The organism is Bacillus sp. LQ16, from assembly GCF_057784645.1.
Genome location: NZ_CM173491.1, coordinates 1,637,046 through 1,655,551, shown reverse-complemented (window position 1 = coordinate 1,655,551; position 18,506 = coordinate 1,637,046). Strand labels below are relative to the sequence as shown.

The following is an 18,506-nucleotide window of genomic DNA, read 5'->3' as shown; positions in this document are numbered from 1 at the left end:
CCTACTTCAAAAAGCATTTAAGTAGGGGATAATCTTATAATTTGGAGGTTTCTCATTTTGATTGAAGTATATATTGATGGTGCATCAAAAGGAAATCCTGGTCCTTCTGGTGCAGGAGTGTTTATTAAAGGCGTTCAGCCGCCTGTACAATTATCATTACCACTTGGAACAATGTCCAATCATGAAGCAGAATACCGCGCTTTACTTCTAGCATTAAAATATTGCATCGAGCATAATTATAGCACTGTCTCTTTTCGTACAGATTCCCAGCTTGTCGAACGGGCTGTTGAAAAGGAATACGCAAAAAATAAAATATTTGCACCTCTTTTAGATGAAGCGCTGCAGTACATAAAAAACTTCGATCTCTTTTTTATTAAGTGGATTCCAAGTAGTCAAAATAAAGTAGCTGATGAATTAGCTAGAAAAGCTATATTACAAAATTAACGGGGGTATGAGTGTGAAAAAAGAGTGGATTGCTCCTCTTGCTTTATTATTTGTCTCTTTTATTTGGGGAGCTACGTTTGTTGTCGTTCAAAACGCTATGTCTTTCGTTGGTCCATTTACGTTTAATGGTATTCGCTTTTTATTCGCTGGAATTATTTTATTATTCGTTCAAATTATTTTCTCACAAAAAACTTCAAAACAAGATATAAAACATAGTAGCACGGCAGGGATAATCGTTGGTTTTTTCTTATTTGTCGGTTATTTATTGCAAACATTTGGCTTACTCTATACAACATCTTCAAAAGCAGGTTTCTTAACTGGGCTAAGCATTGTTATGGTCCCAATCTTATCATTTATCTTTTTAAAACAAAAAGCTACCATTTTCATCGTACTTGGTATTGCTGTAGCTACAACAGGTTTGTACTTATTAACAGCTGCTGATTCTTTCCAATTAAATATAGGAGATATACTTGTTCTCGGTTGTGCAGTCGCTTTCGCTGCCCATATTCTTATTAACGGCTTCTTTTCTAAAAAAATATCACCTTTATTATTAAGCACATCTCAAGTATTAGCTGTTGGTATATTTTCTTCTATTTGCGCTTTCTTGTTTGAAGATTGGGAAAAGTTATTTTCAGTATCACTATGGACGAATCAATCCTTTTTATTCGCACTCTTTCTAACTGCCCTGTTTGCAACATCTATTGCTTTTTTCATTCAAACATCGGCACAAAAACACACTTCTCCAACGAGAGTAGCAATTATTTTCGCAATGGAGCCCGTTTTTGCTGCCTTAACAGGCGTTCTCGTTGCAAATGAACAACTTTCTATTTCTGCTATTATCGGATGTCTATGTATTTTTCTAGGCATGATTTTTGTTGAATTACCTTCCAAAACAAAAAAAGAAGCGCAGGCTGCGTGAAGTTACGCTTGTAACTTCCGCATAAAAGCCTTAGCGCTTTTTTTATCTGTAATTTCTTCCTCTTTCAATCGTTCTAATAACGCAACGAAATAACTACCATCAAACTGCAATTGATGTTTAATTGTCGCTTCTATTGCTGCGTTCACAATCCCATCAGACGCACCAGTATATCCTTGTCCAAACATAATAAACCCCTGTGCTTCCTCTGATAATTTAAATCCTTTCGTATGTAAGAATGAAAGATAATCTTCTACTGTTTGCATGTTATTCCCACCTACTCAAAAATTCTCCATCTCCTATCATACATGTTTTTACACGCTATGAGAATGAAATTTCTTTGACAACTTTGTAAATCAATCTTCTACTTCGCTTACAATGGAGGATTTTCTAACAATCTGAAGGAATATGTAAAGTGGAACTTATTTCATATTAAAGGGGAGACACGATGAAACAAGCACTATTAATTATCGACGCTCAACAAGAATTAATTGATGGAAATGAGCAAGAAAATGAAGTTTTTCGTAAAACCGAGCTATTATCTACACTAAATATAGCACTGCAGAAAGCAATAGATTCAAATGCTCTTATTGTTTTCGTAAGAGATATCGATGTTGCTTCTGGTAGTGGCGAAGGATTTGAAGTACATAATCAAATTCAAGTACCCCAGTCTGCAATCCTTATTAATAAAGCAGCAACCAATTCATTCTACGGCACTTCTTTACTTGAGCTTTTAAAAGAAGAAAACATTAATCATATTGTTATAGGCGGATGTAAAACAGAACATTGCATTGACACTGCGGTTAGGACAGCAACTGTACAAGGATTTGACGTTACATTAATTAAAAACGGTCATTCAACAACTGATTCTAACGTATTGTCTGCAGAGCAAATTATTGGTCATCACAATAAAACTTTACACGGCCATTATAACGTTGATCATTTTTCAGTTGTTAGAGATGTCGAGGAAGACCTCTTTCAACCTACTCATGACCAATATCGTGATTAAGTTGGCTATAAAAAAGAATCCTTTTCACGAAAGGATTCTTTTTTCACCCAAAAACTTGTGCTGCAATGCTATACAGTTCATTACTCCTTTTTAATAATTTATCGCTATTTTTCATCATAATTGGCGGTGTATTCACCTTTTTAAAACCAGCAATCTCTAATTCTTTCATGAAACCGTTTTTTCCTTCTGGTACATCCATTCTTAATTTTCCATTATGCCCTCTTGCTAAATCATGTACTATTCTCATTGCCATCGCATTATTTTTAGCAACGACTGGTCCTATTATTTTATTTTCCGACGTTTGTATACTTATACCGTATCCTACTACATCTTCTTTCGTATCCTTTACAACGACACACCGCTCACTTTGCATAATTCTTTGTTTTAAAAACCCGTTTCGGCTTGTCCCAAATGCGCCTTCATCTATTTTTATTATTCCTTCTAAATCACTCTCTCTATAAACCATCATATATTCTTCATTTTCTGCACATTTATGATTGGCATTGTACGAGTTACAAATATATTTAGAAACATAGCTTACTACCCTAAATCCTAATTTTTCATATAAGGGCTTCCCTTCATCCGTAGCAATAAGCATAATTGGAGTTTGAGCTGATACGCTATTCATGCATGAATTCGTTATCACCTTTCCAATTCCTCTTCCCTTATAATCTGGATGTACAATTACCATTCCGATAGATGCTAACGCCTCCCCATATAATATTATTGCTGCGCTAGCAATAAGTTCTTTTCTCTCATTCCATACACCGTATACAATACCTGAGTTGAAAATTGTTTCAACTTCTTCTCTGTTATAATCCCATCCAATATAAGAAGATAATGCTACAATATCGCCTATTTGTTCTTTCCTAAGACACTCCACCCTAATTTCTAATTCAACCATACTCCATCCCCTTATCTAGACATTTAAATCATTATTACGAAATCAACTTGTACATGTTTCCCTTTATTTGTCACACACATATGTTATTTTGACCAAGACTATATTGTAAATGAGGTGACAACATGCCCATTACGAATCGATTTTCTACCACCACTAACGGCGCACTCGCTATTACAGGCAATACTTTAGGCTTAAGTAAAATTAGTAATCAAAACCGTGCTGGTACAATCGGGGCAATTGGTGCATTCGTAACTACGAATACTGCTTTACAAGTAACTACTTTTCCTGCTGGTACAACGTTAAACTATACACAAAATAGTTCTACCGCTATTTTAAATATCCCTGCTGGTAGTACTATTCTTTACGCAGAACTCGTTTGGGGTGGAAACTATTTATCTCGTGATCAAAACATTACGAGTGTATTAGGAAACCCAGTTTCTTTTACAACACCTGTTTCAACATACTCGATTACTCCTTCAGCTGTTACAGCTTCAAATCAAACATTCGTTTCAAACTCTATTACATTTGGCTTTTACACTCGTTCAGCAGACGTAACAACTCTTATTCAAGCGGGAGGTTCTGGTTCCTATACTACAGGAGCGGTTCCTGGACTTGTAGATCCTATAGATGCTTCTAATGGAACAATTAATTCGGCTGGATGGACGCTTATCGTCGCTTATCAAAACGGGACATTGCCAGCAAGAAACTTAACCATTTATGTAGCTGGTAACCGTGTTTCTGCAGAAACTGGTAGTGCTGATGTATCTGTTTCTGGATTTTTAACACCTTCAGGTGGACCAGTAAGCGGGAGATTATTTTTAAGTTCTACTGAAGGAGATGCAGATTTAACCGGGGATCAAGCTTTATTTGGACCAAATTTCAGTTCATTAAATGCTTTATCTGGACCAAACAATGCTATAAATAATTTCTTCGGTTCTCAAGTTAATAATGCTGCAGGAAACTTAGATACAACAGGGACATTTGGAACGCGAAATCAAAGTGCTTCTACAAGTACAAACATCTCCGCAGGAAGACAGGGCTGGGACATTACTTCCATTGATATTTCTCCTTATTTAACAAACTCACAAGTATCCGCCGCAATCCGTTTAACTACTAACGGAGACGCATATATGTTAAATACAGTAGGCTTACAAATTAATATAAACTCACCAAATATACAAGCGACGAAAAGCGTGAATAAAAGTGTTGCTGCAATTGGAGATATTCTCACTTATACAGTTACTATCCCTAACACCGGGCTTCTTCCTGCCAATAACGCTATTTTTATAGATAGTCTCCCTAACGGTACTTCTTTTATACCCGGCACTGTAACAGTAGATAACGTACCACAAACAAATGCAAATCCTGCGGCTGGTATATCTCTTGGAACAATTAATAATGGTGCTTCTCGTATAGTAACTTTCCAAGCTACTGTCGTTTCTCTTCCAAGTCAAAATCCTATCTCTAACACTGCTAATATTACATTTCAATATACACCAATCGCCGGAGGAACAACTTTTAATGGTCTTGCAACAAGCAACTCTGCTGGAACACAAATTAACCTCGCAGATATTAATGGAACAAAATCAGTTAACAAACTTTTTACCGATATTGGTGAAACATTAACTTACAGTATTGCCTTAGCTAATATAGGAAATATCGCTGCAACGAATGTGATATATACGGATCCGATTCCTAGCGGGACTACTTTCATTCCAGGGAGTGTAACTGTGAACGGAGTTACTCAAGCTGGCGCAAATCCCGCTAATGGTATATCAATTGGGTCAATTGCCGCAAATTCCACTACTACTATTTCATTCCAAGTACTCGTTCCTTCTATCCCTCAAACAAACCCAATATTAAATAGTGGAACAACAACATATCAATACATTCCTGTACCTAATCAACCAGCAGTAAGTGGGACTGATAAGACAAATATTGTCTCCACTCAAGTGAATAATGCTACTGTAACAATGACGAAAGCGGTAGATAAAAATTTTGCAGATATTGGTGATACACTAACGTACACCGTTTCCTTTACAGCTACAGGTAATACAAATGCGAACAATGTTATTTTTACAGATGTCATCCCTACTGGAACAACTTTCGTTCTAAACAGTTTAACAATAGATGGCACGACACAAGTGGGCGCAAATCCCGCTAACGGCGTGAATATTGGATCCATCCCAAGCGGCACAACAAAAAATGTTGCATTTCAAATAGTAGTAAATACAATACCCGCGTCAAATGTCGTATCTAACGGATCAAGTGCTTCTTATCAATATACCGTCAACCCTAGCCAATCACCCGTTACAAAAAACATTTCTTCTAATCTCGTTTCCACTCAAATTAACAATGCGAATGTAACATTAACAAAATCAACTAACAAACAATTTGCCACAATTGGCGAAACGATAAGTTATACAATCCTTATTACAAACAGTGGAAATACGGCCGCTAATAACGTTCAACTAACAGACCCACTTCCAAATGGAACGATATTAACTCCTGGTACTGTAACACTAAACGGAGTTTTGCAAAATGTAGATTCTCTCGTCGCTTTACCTATCGGCACAATTCCTGGCGGGGCTACTTTTACCCTTTCTTTCCAAGTAACAGTCATCAATATTACGACCCAAAATCCTATCATTAATAATGCCTTCGCTTCTTATCTATATACTGTAAATCCAAATTTGCCACCGACTTCAAAGACAGCAAATTCTAATTCTGTTACATCAACAATTAGACTAGCAAATCTCCATGCTAATAAATCTGTAGATAAAACGTTTGCGGAAGTTGGCGATGTATTAACTTACACCTTCGCTCTTACTAACGATGGGAATGTTGCAGCGAACAATGTATTACTATCCGATTCAATTGCGAATGGAACCGCCTTTGTACCAAATAGCGTTATAGTTAACGGTGTTACTCAACCAGGCGTTACACCAACTAGCATCAATATTGGTAGCATCAATGCTAATACTACAATTACAGCTTCATTCCAAGTAGTAATAACTAGCATTCCAAATCCAAACCCTATTTCAAATAGCGCTTCCATCTCCTATAACTTTATTGTTGATCCAAACGCTTCACCTGTAAGTAAGAACACTACTTCAACCACTACATTTACTCAAGTAAACGATGCAAATGTCATTTCAGCCAAAACAGTGGATCGAGCGTTCGCTACCGTAGGGGATATATTAACTTATACTGTTACTTTGACGAATGCAGGAAGTGTTTCTGCTGATAGTCCTACTTTCGTAGATACGAATCCAGACGGGACTACCTTTATTCCAAACACTTTTCTTATTAATGGTGTACTCCAAAATAACGCAGATCCAAATATAGGTGTTCCACTACCTTCCATTGCTGCTAACGGCTCACTTACCGTCTCTTATCAAGTAACCGTCACCTCTTTACCAACACAAAACCCAACGATAAATTCATCTAGTACACAGTATAGTTTTATTCTAAATCCGGGCGATCCACCAACTGTAGAAACATCTGTAAGTAACACTGTAAGTACACAAATTAATTTAGCAAATGTAGTGATTGTCAAAGAAGTAGATTTAACTATCGCCGATGTCGGGCAACCAATCACATATACAATTTCTTTAGCTAATCTTGGAAATACTATAGCAAATAATGTTATTTTTACCGATATAATCCCTAATGGCACCACAATCGTACCAAATAGTATTTTTATAGGTGGTGCTTTACAACTAGGTGCAGACCCTAGTACCGGTCTTCAAGTCGGCTCCATTCCTTCAGGTGGTTTTACAACGATTGTTTTTCAAATAAGTGCAAATGGGCTACCTTCACCAAACCCAATTCAAAACAGCGCTTCACTTCAATATAGCTTTATCGCTGATCCAAATTTACCTGCTCTTGTTAGAAACGCTGCTAGCAATATAGTAACTACACAAATTAATACTGCTAATATCGTTGCTACAAAACTAACGAGTACAAACTTCGCTGATGTTGGTGATGTCATACTATATGCGACTATTTTAACAAATAACGGGAATATCCCTGCCGCTAATGTAACGTTTACAGATATCATTCCAGCGGGTACCCTCTTCATTCCTAATACTGTAACGATTAATAATGTCCCTGTAGCTAACGCAAATCCTGCTACCGGCATTTCAATTGGTACAATAGGAGCGAATTCATCACGCACCGTTGCATTCCAAGTTTTTGTACCAACTATCCCTACTGTAAATCCAATTACAAATCAATCAGGCACAACATTCCAATATACGTATGATCCATCCAAACCTGCTGTGATGCAGATGGTTGCTTCTAACACTGTACAGACAACTATTAATAACGCCTCAATTGCCGCTACTAAATCTGCAGATAAACAGTTTGCTAACGTAAATGATATTATTACGTACACGACTACTTTAACGAATAACGGGAACACACTTGCATCAAATGTAATATTTACAGATGTAATTCCAAACGGGACATCATTTATTGCTAATAGTGTTACTGTAAACGGGAATACACTGCCTAATGTAAATCCAGCAAGTGGAATTGCCATTGATCCAATAAATCCGAATGCAAATACGCTCATCTCGTTCCAAGTACAAGTAAATTCTATCCCGAATCCAAATCCAATCCCGAACCAAAGCAATACAACGTACCAGTACGTCGTAGATCCTAACTTACCTCCAGCATCCGCCAATACGTTAAGTAACGTAATAACAACTCAAATTAATAACGCTACTATTGTCGCTACTAAGTCTGTGAATACACCGACAGCTGCAATTGGCGATATCGTTACCTATACGATTGCAGTAACAAATACAGGTAATACTCCTGCTAGTGCGACTGTTTTAACGGATGGGCTTGGTGCAGGAGCTTCATTTATCCAAAACTCCGTAACGATCAATAATGTCCCACAACCAGGATTAGATCCATCACTTGGTATTCACTTGGCAGATATTTCGCCAGGGGATACTGTATTTATTACTTTTCAAGCACAAATTTTAGCGATACCACCTAGTGGCACATTAACAAATAATGCTCTTGTAAATTATGAATATACCGTGAATCCCAACCAATCACCTGCTGTCAATAGTACAATTACGAATACAACGGTTACTCCAATTATTGATGCTACTCTTTCTATAAATAAAACTGTCAATTCAACATTCGCTACTATTGGAGATACACTTACTTTCACTTCTACCATTACTAATTCCGGTAATACTACCGCAAACAATGTTATTTTTACAGATGTAATTCCAAATGGTACAACGTTTATTCCAAATAGTTTTACGGTAAATGGAACAACTATTACTAATGCAAATCCACAAAACGGTATCAATATTGGTAACTTGAATTCAAATGCATCTGCTACACTCAGTTTTCAAGTAAACATTACAACACTTCCAAACCCGAATCCAATCCCGAACAAATCATCGCTTCAATATAGCTTTATTGTAGATATAAATGAACCGCCAGTTTCACGAACAGTTCAATCTAATAAAACTTTTACACAAGTAAATACTGCTTCCGTTATCGCAACAAAAACTGCAAGCAGTGCTTTTGCTGCTGTTGGAGATACAATTACGTATACAACTATCCTCACCAATAGCGGAAATACTTCAGCAAACACACCTGTTTTTATCGATATATTACCACCTGAACTTTCATTCGTTCCTGATAGCGTACAAATTAATACAATCCCACAACTTGGATTTAGACCAGATAGCGGAATCTCTTTAGACTCAATTCCAGTTGGAGGAACGACAACAATTAGCTTTCAAGCTATCGTTGGCTCAATACCAGCTACAAACCCAACTTTGAACCAATCTAGCACAACATACTCGATCATTATTGATCCTACCCAGCCGCCGGTGATAGAAACAGCTACAAGTAATCCAACTTTAGTTCAAATTAACGAAGCGATTATTCAAGCAACGAAAAGTGTAGATCGACTATTTTCTGACGTAGCACCTGGAAATTCATTTTTAACGTATACTGTTTTATTAGATAATATAGGAAACGCAACTGCTACGAATATCATTTTTACAGATCCGATTCCAAATAACACAGTATTTATAGAAGATAGCGTTCGAGTAGGCGGAGTTTTATTGCCTGGAGTAAATCCAGCGAATGGGATACCGATTGGGGATATTATTGCTGGAGATTTTATAAACGTTACCTTCCGTGTGCAAGTAGTTAGCATTCCAAATCCAATTTTCACAATTGGACCAGGCGGACCAAACTCACCGGTTGTAAACAGCGCTTCCATTAATTATCAATTTATGACAGGTCCAAACTTACCACTCGTTTCAAGAAGTACGACGTCCAATCCGGTTTCGACACAAATAAATTCTGGGGAAATTGTGGCAATCAAATCTGTAAATAAAACTTTCGCAACAATTGGCGATACAATTTCTTATACAATTACATTAAGTAACCCTGGAAATGTCACTTCACAAAATATAATTTTTACGGATACTTTACCTGATGGAACGACATTCATATCTGGCACTCTTACAAACGATTCTGGTACACAGCAAATCGGAAATCCAGCTAACGGAATTCAGATTGGAAATATAAACCCAAATGGAACGGCCGTGATTACTCTTAACGTACTTGTTACAAACATTCCAAGTATAAATCCAATTTCTAATTCTAGCTCTGTACAATTTGCACATGTGGTCGATCCTAGCCAACCTGCCGTATCGCAAACGAATGTATCTAATACGGTTTCGACAACTATTAATAGTGCAATTTTAACAACAAAAAAGAGTGCTGATAAATCTATAGTTTCAGTTGGAGATACGATTACGTATACAACTACTATTAGAAATACCGGAAATACAGCCGCAACTAATATTACTTTCACAAGCGCTATTCCAGCTAACACTACCTTTATACCAAATTCAGTCACAATAAATAGCGTTCAGCAGTCTGGTGCGCAACCAGCACTTGGAGTAAATATACCAAATATCGCTCCTGGTGAAACGGTAACTGTTACTTTCCAAGTAAATGTTATTTCCGTTTCCCCTTCCAGTTCAATTATGGGTAATGACACAATTTTATATTCTTATACTGTTGATCCAAACAGCGCTCCTGCTACTACCTCTACTTCTACGAATATTGCTACAAATCCTGTATTAGATGCTATGATAACGATGGTAAAATCGGTCGATCAAACCCTTGTAACACTAGGCGATACCATAACCTATACGACAATTTTAACGAATAACGGTAATACAAATGCAACTAATATTACTTTCACGGATCTTATACCAAATGGTACAACATTTATTACTGATAGCGTTACAATAAATGGACTCACACAAATTGGATTGAATCCTAATACAGGCATAACGATTGGATCAATTGCCCCTAACAGCTCAATATCTATAGCATTTCAAGTGACCGCTACTTCTACCCCTGTTCAAAATCCTATTGCCAATTCCGCTACTGCTTCTTACACATTTATCGCTGATCCCAATGCACCTATTGTTTCAAGAAACGTTACTTCAAACACAGTGTTTACTACGATTAATACAGCTAACATTCTTTCATTAAAACAAGTCGATAAATCCTTTAGTCGTATTGGAGACACACTCACTTATACTGTCGTTTTAACAAACAATGGAAACTCATCCGCACAAAATGTTATATTTACAGATACCGTACCAAGCGTCACTACATTTATTGCAAACACATTTTCTATTAATGGAGTTCCTCAAAGCGGGGCGGATCCATCGAACGGTGTGAATATTGGGACAATAACAGCCGGGACTACAGTAACAGTTTCGTTCCAAGTTACTGTAACATCATTACCAACCGCAAACCCAATTGTAAATTTCTCATCAACATCGTATCAATTAGTCTCACCACCTGAAGCAGAAACTTCAATTAGCAATCCTGTTTCAACACAAATTAAAGAAGCAATATTATCTATGACGAAAAATGAAAGTGTATCCTTTGCTGATATCGGGCAAACTGCTTTTTATACTACTTCTATTACCAATATAGGCAATACCGATGCAACTAATATAGTATTCACAGATGCATTACCAAGTGGACTCACATTTGTTCCTAACACATTAACGGTCGATGGCGTTTTACAACCGAATGCGAATCCAAATACAGGCGTATTACTTGCAACACTTCCAGCAAATGAAATATATAGTATCGTCTTTCAAGTTACGGTGAACAGCATCTCACCTATTAATCCTGCACCAAATACAGCAGCAACGACGTATGAATTTACTGTTGATCCTGTTAATCCTCCCGTTTCAAGTGCAGCTACTTCCAACACTACACTCCTTCAAATAAACAATGCAACTATTATTAGCACAAAAACAGCAGACCTTACTTTTGCGGATGTTGGTAATACAATAACATTTACACTTAACCTCCCTAATACCGGGAATGTGACCGCAACTGATGTAACTATTATCGATATTCTTGATAGCAATTTAAGTTTCGTTCCAAATAGTTTCACAGCTAATGGGCAAACCATTCCAAACGCCGATTTATCAACTGGTGTAAATATTGGTTCCATTAATGGTGGTAATACGGCAATCGTTACATTCCAAGCAACTGTTATTACACTTCCAACACTTAATCCCATTTCTAACTCTGCTTCTACCACATATCATTATGTCGTTGATCCTAGCCAGCCACTTATTACAACTTCCAATCAATCTAATACAACGACAACACAAATTAATAGCGCTATCCTTACTGCACAAAAAAATTCAAATGTATCTACGGTAGATATCGGGCAGGATATTACCTACACCGTTACAATTACAAATAGCGGAAATGTGAGTGCAACGAATGTTATTTTTACCGACCTTATTCCAGACGGAACTTCCTTTGAACCGAATAGCTTTACACTGAACGGAACTAGCATCCCAAATGCAGATATCATTACAGGCGTTCCAATCGGTGATATCGCGCCAAACGAATCTGTCATCGTAGCATTTAACATTATCGCCAATGAAATTCCGCCTATAAATCCAATTACTAATCAAGCTAGCGTTAGCTTTCAACATATCGTTAATCCAGCTAATCCTCCAGTTTCAAAAAATATTATTTCTAACAACGTTACAACAAAAATTGAAAGTGCTATTTTAAATACTATTAAAATAGGAGATAAAACTTTTGCAACGATTGGTGATACGATTACGTATACAACGACTATTACGAACACAGGCAATATTCCTGCTAACAACGCTATATTCTCAGACCCTTTACCATCGTGGACACAATTTGTTGCAGGATCAGTTATTGTTGATGGCACTCCATTACCATCCGCTTCGGTTATTAACGGTGTTGGCATAAATACAATCAATCCAAATCAAACTGTTACAATCATATTCCAAGTACAAATCGTAAGTAATCCAACAACGTTCACACCTGAACTCCAAAACTTAGGATTTGTTAACTTCCAATATAACGTAGGCAATGCATTACTGGCTCAGCCTGGCAATGTGGAAACGAATGTCTTCGTTACTTCTATTAATACAGCAATACTTTCAGCTGTAAAAACTGCTAATACAGCCTTTGCAAATATTGGAGATACGATCACTTATACAGTTTTGATTCAAAATAGTGGCAATACAAACGCTACGAATGTAAATTTCTCAGACCCAGTTCCAGCAGGAACAACCTTTGTTGAAAATAGTTTTGCTGTAAATGGGAGTACAATTCCAGGTGCAAATCCAAATAACGGAGTGAATATCGGAACAATTAGCTCGGATAGTTCCTTAACCGTTACTTTCCAAGTCATAGTTACATCAACTCCACCTTCAAATCCGATTACAAACGTAGCATCTATTCAATACACATTCATCGTTGATCCGGCCTCTCCTCCTGTTACAGGCACGATAAATTCTAATAGCGCTTCAACACAAATTAATAACGCGACTGTTACAACTGTTTTACAAGCAAATCGTTCAATTGTGTCTATCGGGGATGTAATTACGTATACAGCAACATTAACGAATACTGGAAACTTCCCTGCAAACTCTGTTTTACTCATTAACGGAGTTCCTGAAGGAGCATTATTTGTTCCAAATAGTGTTACGCTCAACGGGATTTCACTTCCAGATGCAAGTCCAACTCTCGGTATTCCCGTTGGTATTATCGCACCAGGTGATTCCGCTACTATTACATTCCAATTTCTTGCAAGTTCTATTCCACCACAAGGAGCAATTATAAATCAAGCACTTACAAGTTACACGTATATTGTCGATCCAAGTCAACCTCCTGTTACAGCAACATCCTCGTCTAATACGGTTAATACAGCTGTTGTTGATGCATCGTTATCCGTAATTAAAAGTACAGATTCTCTCGTACAATCTACTGACGGTACAATCACTTACACAGTAGTCGTTCAAAATAACGGAAATACTACTGCAAATACAGTTACTTTAACAGATTTGGTCCCCGAAGGAACTACCTTTATTCCGAATAGCGTAACTATTAATAGCATTTCCGTTCCAGATGCTGATCCTAACGTAGGAATACCATTAAACTCCATCACACCGTCAGAAATCGTCACTGTAACATTCCAGGTTATCGTTCAATCTATTCCAAGCGTGAACCCAATTTCTAATACAGCCCGTATTGACTATACTTTTATCGCCGATCCAACTGCTCCTATCATCTCCCGAACAATTACGTCTAATCCTGCTTTCACACAAATTTCGGATGCGACTATCCTTTCTTTAAAAGCAGTCAATGCACAGCAAGCAACAACAGGTGATATTTTGACTTACACAATAACACTAGAAAATACAGGAAATATTCCAGCTACGAATCTCATATTTTCAGATACGATCCCCCAAGATACTACATTCGTAGAAAATAGTTTTACACTTAACGGAACAACTATACTTGATGCCAATCCAAATGTAGGTGTTACTTTACCTACCTTAGCAGCAAACGCTACTCACCTTATTTCGTTCCAAATTCTTATTAACGATTCATTCTCGCAAGAATCGATTACAAATCAATCCAATACAACATATACAATCCAACCAGACCCAGGGCAACCGCCTATTACTGAAACATCTACTAGTAATATCGTCATTACAAATTTCGTGCAAGCACAATTGACAATTACAAAAACATCCAATCCAACAACTGTAGATATCGGTGGAACTATACTTTATATTTCTGAAGTGAAAAATATCGGTAATGTTGACGCAATAAATATTAATTTCACAGATTCTATCCCAGCTGGGACTACATTCGTTCCCGATAGTGTCACAATTAACGGTGTCCTTCAGCCAGGTGTAAATCCTGAAAACGGAATACCGATTGGAACAATTCCAGCAAACAGTTCCAAAACGATACTATTTCAAGTGCAAACAAATAATCCACCGAATGAAACTGAAATTGTAAATCAATCTTCAGCAACTTACCAATATGTAAGTATTCCTACAGCCCCACCAGTAAATCGCTCTGCAAATTCTAACATTGTTACAACATCACTTCAAAATGCAAATATTATTTCTGTTAAAAGCGCGGATGTAAATTTCATATCAATCGGGCAAATGATTACCTACACAAATACACTACAAAATATAGGAACCGTTCCAGCTAACAATACCGTGTTCATTGATAACATTCCAGAAGGTACTATATTCATTGAAGATAGCTTAGCAATAAATAATGTAATTCAGCCTGGCGTGAATCCTGAAAACGGAGTAACTCTCGGCACGATACAACCAAATGAAACAGTCACTATTTCATTCCAAGTACAACTTACAAATATACCAGAGGGCAATACAGTCATTAATATTTCAGACACTTCGTACGAATACCAAATTGACCCTAGTTCTCCAATTATTCAGCGTAGATCGTTATCAAATGCAGTAAATACTGAAGTGCGAACGGCAAATGTTAATGCAATTAAATCTGCTAACAGATCCATTACACGTATCGGTCAAATCATCACATATACAGTCGCAGTTACAAACGCCGGTACAATACCTATTACAAACACTCTCCTACTTGACGCAATTGCTTCTGGCACCACATTCGTTCCAAATAGCATTCTTGTAGATGGCGTACCAAGACTTAACGAAAATCCAATTACAGGTATCAATCTTGATATAATTCTTCCAAATAATACGATTATTGTTACGTTCCAAGTAAGCGTAGTCTCTATACCGCCACAAAATAAAATTAATAATATCGCCGTCATTCACTATGAGTATCGACCAGACCCAAGCACACCACCAATTTCAGAAACGACCTCTTCCAATGCTACAAACATACAATTTATTGATGCTATTCTTATTGCTACAAAGTCCACTAATACTGTATTAGCTAACATTGATGAAACCATTGAATATACAGTATTCATTCAAAATAATGGATCGGCTACAACTAACTCCATCTTTTTTACAGATACTATAGCGGATGGAACAGTATTTATTCCAGGAAGTGTAGTAGTTAATAATACTGTACTTCCTGCAGCAGATCCGAATATTGGCTTTTCCATTCCTAATGTCGCAGCAGGTCAAATGGCTACAATAACATTCCAAGTTTCCGTTACAAATTTACCTACTGTAAATCCAACACCTAATACTGCAAACGTCGTCTACGACTTTATTTTCAATCCTGACTTTGCACCAATTCAAAAATCTACTACTTCCAATACTACTTTCGTTCAAATTAATGATGCTGATATCGTTTCACTTAAAACTGTTGATTTAACCTCTGTAACGATTGGTGACATTTTAACTTATACAACAACTTTAACGAATACAGGGAATACGGATGCCACTGCTGTTGTATTTACAGACAATATACCTGATGGAACAACCTTTATTGACGGTAGCGTTTTAGTAAATAACATTCCTCAGCTTAACGCCAACCCAAGTGTAGGTATACTTGTAGGAACGATTGCTCCTAACATTTCTATCCCAGTCACATTTTCTGTTACCGTCGTAGCTCTTCCAACTAGCGGTCATATTCAAAATCAATCAACTTCTCGTTATACAATAAACGTGGAAGAACAAATATCGACTAGCAATATTACTTTCACTGAAGTTATTTCTGCTAATGTAATTGCGACAAAAACAACGCCTATCCAATATGCTGACTTACAAACTATCATCCCTTATACAATTTCCATCATAAATAACGGAAATATACAAGTCGAAAACATTATTGTTACAGATATCATCCCAGCAAATACGAGCTTTATAGAGAATAGTGTTATCGTGAACGGCAACGCTCGGCCAAATGACAACCCTCTTAACGGTATACAAATTGATAACATTCCGCCTAATACGACAGCAACTATTCTATTCCAAGTACGGGTTACTTCGATTCCACAAACAAATCCAATCTCTAACACGAGTACAATTGAATATGAATACACGGTACCAGATCGACCACCTATTACCGAAACTATTATTTCATCAGCTGCCGCAACAGAAATTAATCACGCGAATTTGAATAGTAATAAAGCTGTTGACCTTGCATTTGCAACGGTTGGTGATACGTTAACGTATACGATTACACTAAATCAAACCGGTAATGTTGCAGTAAATGATGTAATCATTCAAGATATTATTCCTCAAGGTACTACGTTTATAGAAAATAGCGTCATTGTAAACGGAGAAACTCTTCCAGGAGTGAATCCAGTAAGCGGCATACCAATTGGTACTATAATTGTAGATGGAGATGCTATCGTTTCATTCCAAGTAACTGTGACTACTATTCCAACACCAAATGAACTAAACAACAACGCAATTACTACTTTTAACTATATAGTCAACCCAAATAACGTACCCGTTACAAATACGACTACAACAAATACCGTCACAACTACTGTCCAAAATGATAATGTCATTGCCATAAAATCTGTTGATGTAACGAATGCCTTACCTGCTCAAACTTTAACGTATACAATTACGATTATGAATAGCGGTAATGTAACGATTGAAGACCTTCTTGCTATAGACACCATACCAATAGATACGACTTTTGTTGCTGGTAGTGTTACAATTAACGGAATCAATCAGCCTAATGAGAATCCTGAAAATGGTATTACGTTAGGAAATCTTGCTCCTAATGACTCTGCTATTATTACGTTCCAAGTGACAATATCTTCTTCTACTCTTCAACCTACAATTAATAACGATGCTTCTGTTTCCTATACCGTTATCATTGATCCAACAAAACCACCTATTACAATTACAAAGCAAACAAATACCGTTACAACGACAGTCATTGATCCGATGGTTCGTATTGAAAAAACAACTGACAAATCTATTGTCGTTATAGGGGATATCATTACATTCACATTAGCGGTATTTAATCACTCCCCAATTCCGACAATCAGCACTTCTGTTATAGACAGCATTCCAGCTGGTACAACATTTATAGAAAACAGCGTAACAATTAACGGTACTCCCGTTCCAAATGTTCGTCCAGACACTGGTATTAATATCGGCTCTTTACCTGCAGATTCAGTAGCAACTATAACATTCCAAGTTCTCGTAACTTCTATTCCTTCAAATAGTACAATTATAAATTCTGCAACAGTTACCGCTGCCTTTCAATTGACACCACAGGATCCAATTATTACTTTCATTGTTAATTCAAATATCGTTCGTATACCAGTTCAATTTATAACTACAACAGTCACGAAAAATGCTTCCGTCAGCTCAGCTTATTTAAATCAATATTTTGATTACACGGTGCGTATTACAAATACTTCCGAAATTTCACTCTCAAATATTTCTTTACAAGATACCATTCCAGCAGGTTTACAATTTATAAACGGCACTGTCTTTATTAACGGTGAACGCTCTCCACTAGCGAATCCGAATATCGGTTTCCTAGTTGCCACTAATTTAGAGCCAAACGAAACAATTATCGTGTTATTCACAGTACAAGTAATAAGTCCACCTGTTAATAATCAATTTAAAAATACGGCCAATATTTCGTTACAACTTCAAGTCTCGCCTACCGATCCACCAATTACAGTAACCGTTACAAGTAACGAAAACATCGTCACCTTTGTTCCAGAAAATCCAGATGAAACACTTCCAAATTTAAATTGCTTCTTTGACGGTGAACGCTTCATTCGCATTACTCCTCGAAATGTACGAAATTACCTTTGGACTTGGATTTGGTGGAAGTAATTGAAACAAAAAAGAGATTGTAGTTTGGTTGAAACCAAATTACAATCTCTTTTTCATTACCTTTATCACACTACAATG

At 36.9% G+C, this 18,506-nt stretch carries 6 protein-coding genes; 4 read left to right on the top strand and 2 right to left on the bottom strand.

What is annotated here, in order from left to right:
- The first annotated feature begins 57 nt into the window (after window positions 1-57).
- Complete coding sequence (locus tag AC3EMB_RS08390) at window positions 58-444, top strand: reverse transcriptase-like protein (protein ID WP_000573877.1); 387 nt, start codon at window positions 58-60, stop codon at window positions 442-444.
- 13 nt (window positions 445-457) lie between these two features.
- Window positions 458-1,363 carry a DMT family transporter gene (locus AC3EMB_RS08385; RefSeq protein WP_000712599.1) on the top strand — a complete coding sequence of 302 codons (906 nt, stop codon included), beginning with the start codon at window positions 458-460 and terminating at the stop codon, window positions 1,361-1,363.
- Between the two features lie 2 nt (window positions 1,364-1,365).
- Here the strand turns inward: AC3EMB_RS08385 and AC3EMB_RS08380 are convergent, their stop codons facing one another.
- Window positions 1,366-1,626, bottom strand: a complete 261-nt coding sequence (locus AC3EMB_RS08380; protein WP_001195212.1) for a DUF6123 family protein — start codon at window positions 1,624-1,626, stop codon at window positions 1,366-1,368.
- A 182-nt stretch (window positions 1,627-1,808) separates the two neighbouring features.
- Here AC3EMB_RS08380 and AC3EMB_RS08375 point away from each other — a divergent pair, with 182 nt between their 5' ends.
- Complete coding sequence (locus AC3EMB_RS08375) at window positions 1,809-2,369, top strand: cysteine hydrolase family protein (RefSeq protein ID WP_098976434.1); 561 nt, start codon at window positions 1,809-1,811, stop codon at window positions 2,367-2,369.
- A gap of 43 nt (window positions 2,370-2,412) precedes the next feature.
- Here the strand turns inward: AC3EMB_RS08375 and AC3EMB_RS08370 are convergent, their stop codons facing one another.
- The gene (locus AC3EMB_RS08370) at window positions 2,413-3,273 is read right to left on the bottom strand and encodes a GNAT family N-acetyltransferase (RefSeq protein WP_095691141.1); all 861 of its coding nucleotides are present in this window, start codon (window positions 3,271-3,273) and stop codon (window positions 2,413-2,415) included.
- A 122-nt stretch (window positions 3,274-3,395) separates the two neighbouring features.
- On the opposite strand from AC3EMB_RS08370, the gene AC3EMB_RS08365 reads away from it, so the two are divergent.
- A complete protein-coding gene (locus AC3EMB_RS08365) occupies window positions 3,396-18,428 on the top strand; it encodes a cell surface protein (RefSeq protein WP_488517618.1) in 15,033 nt (5,010 codons plus the stop codon).
- Window positions 18,429-18,506 lie beyond the last annotated feature (78 nt).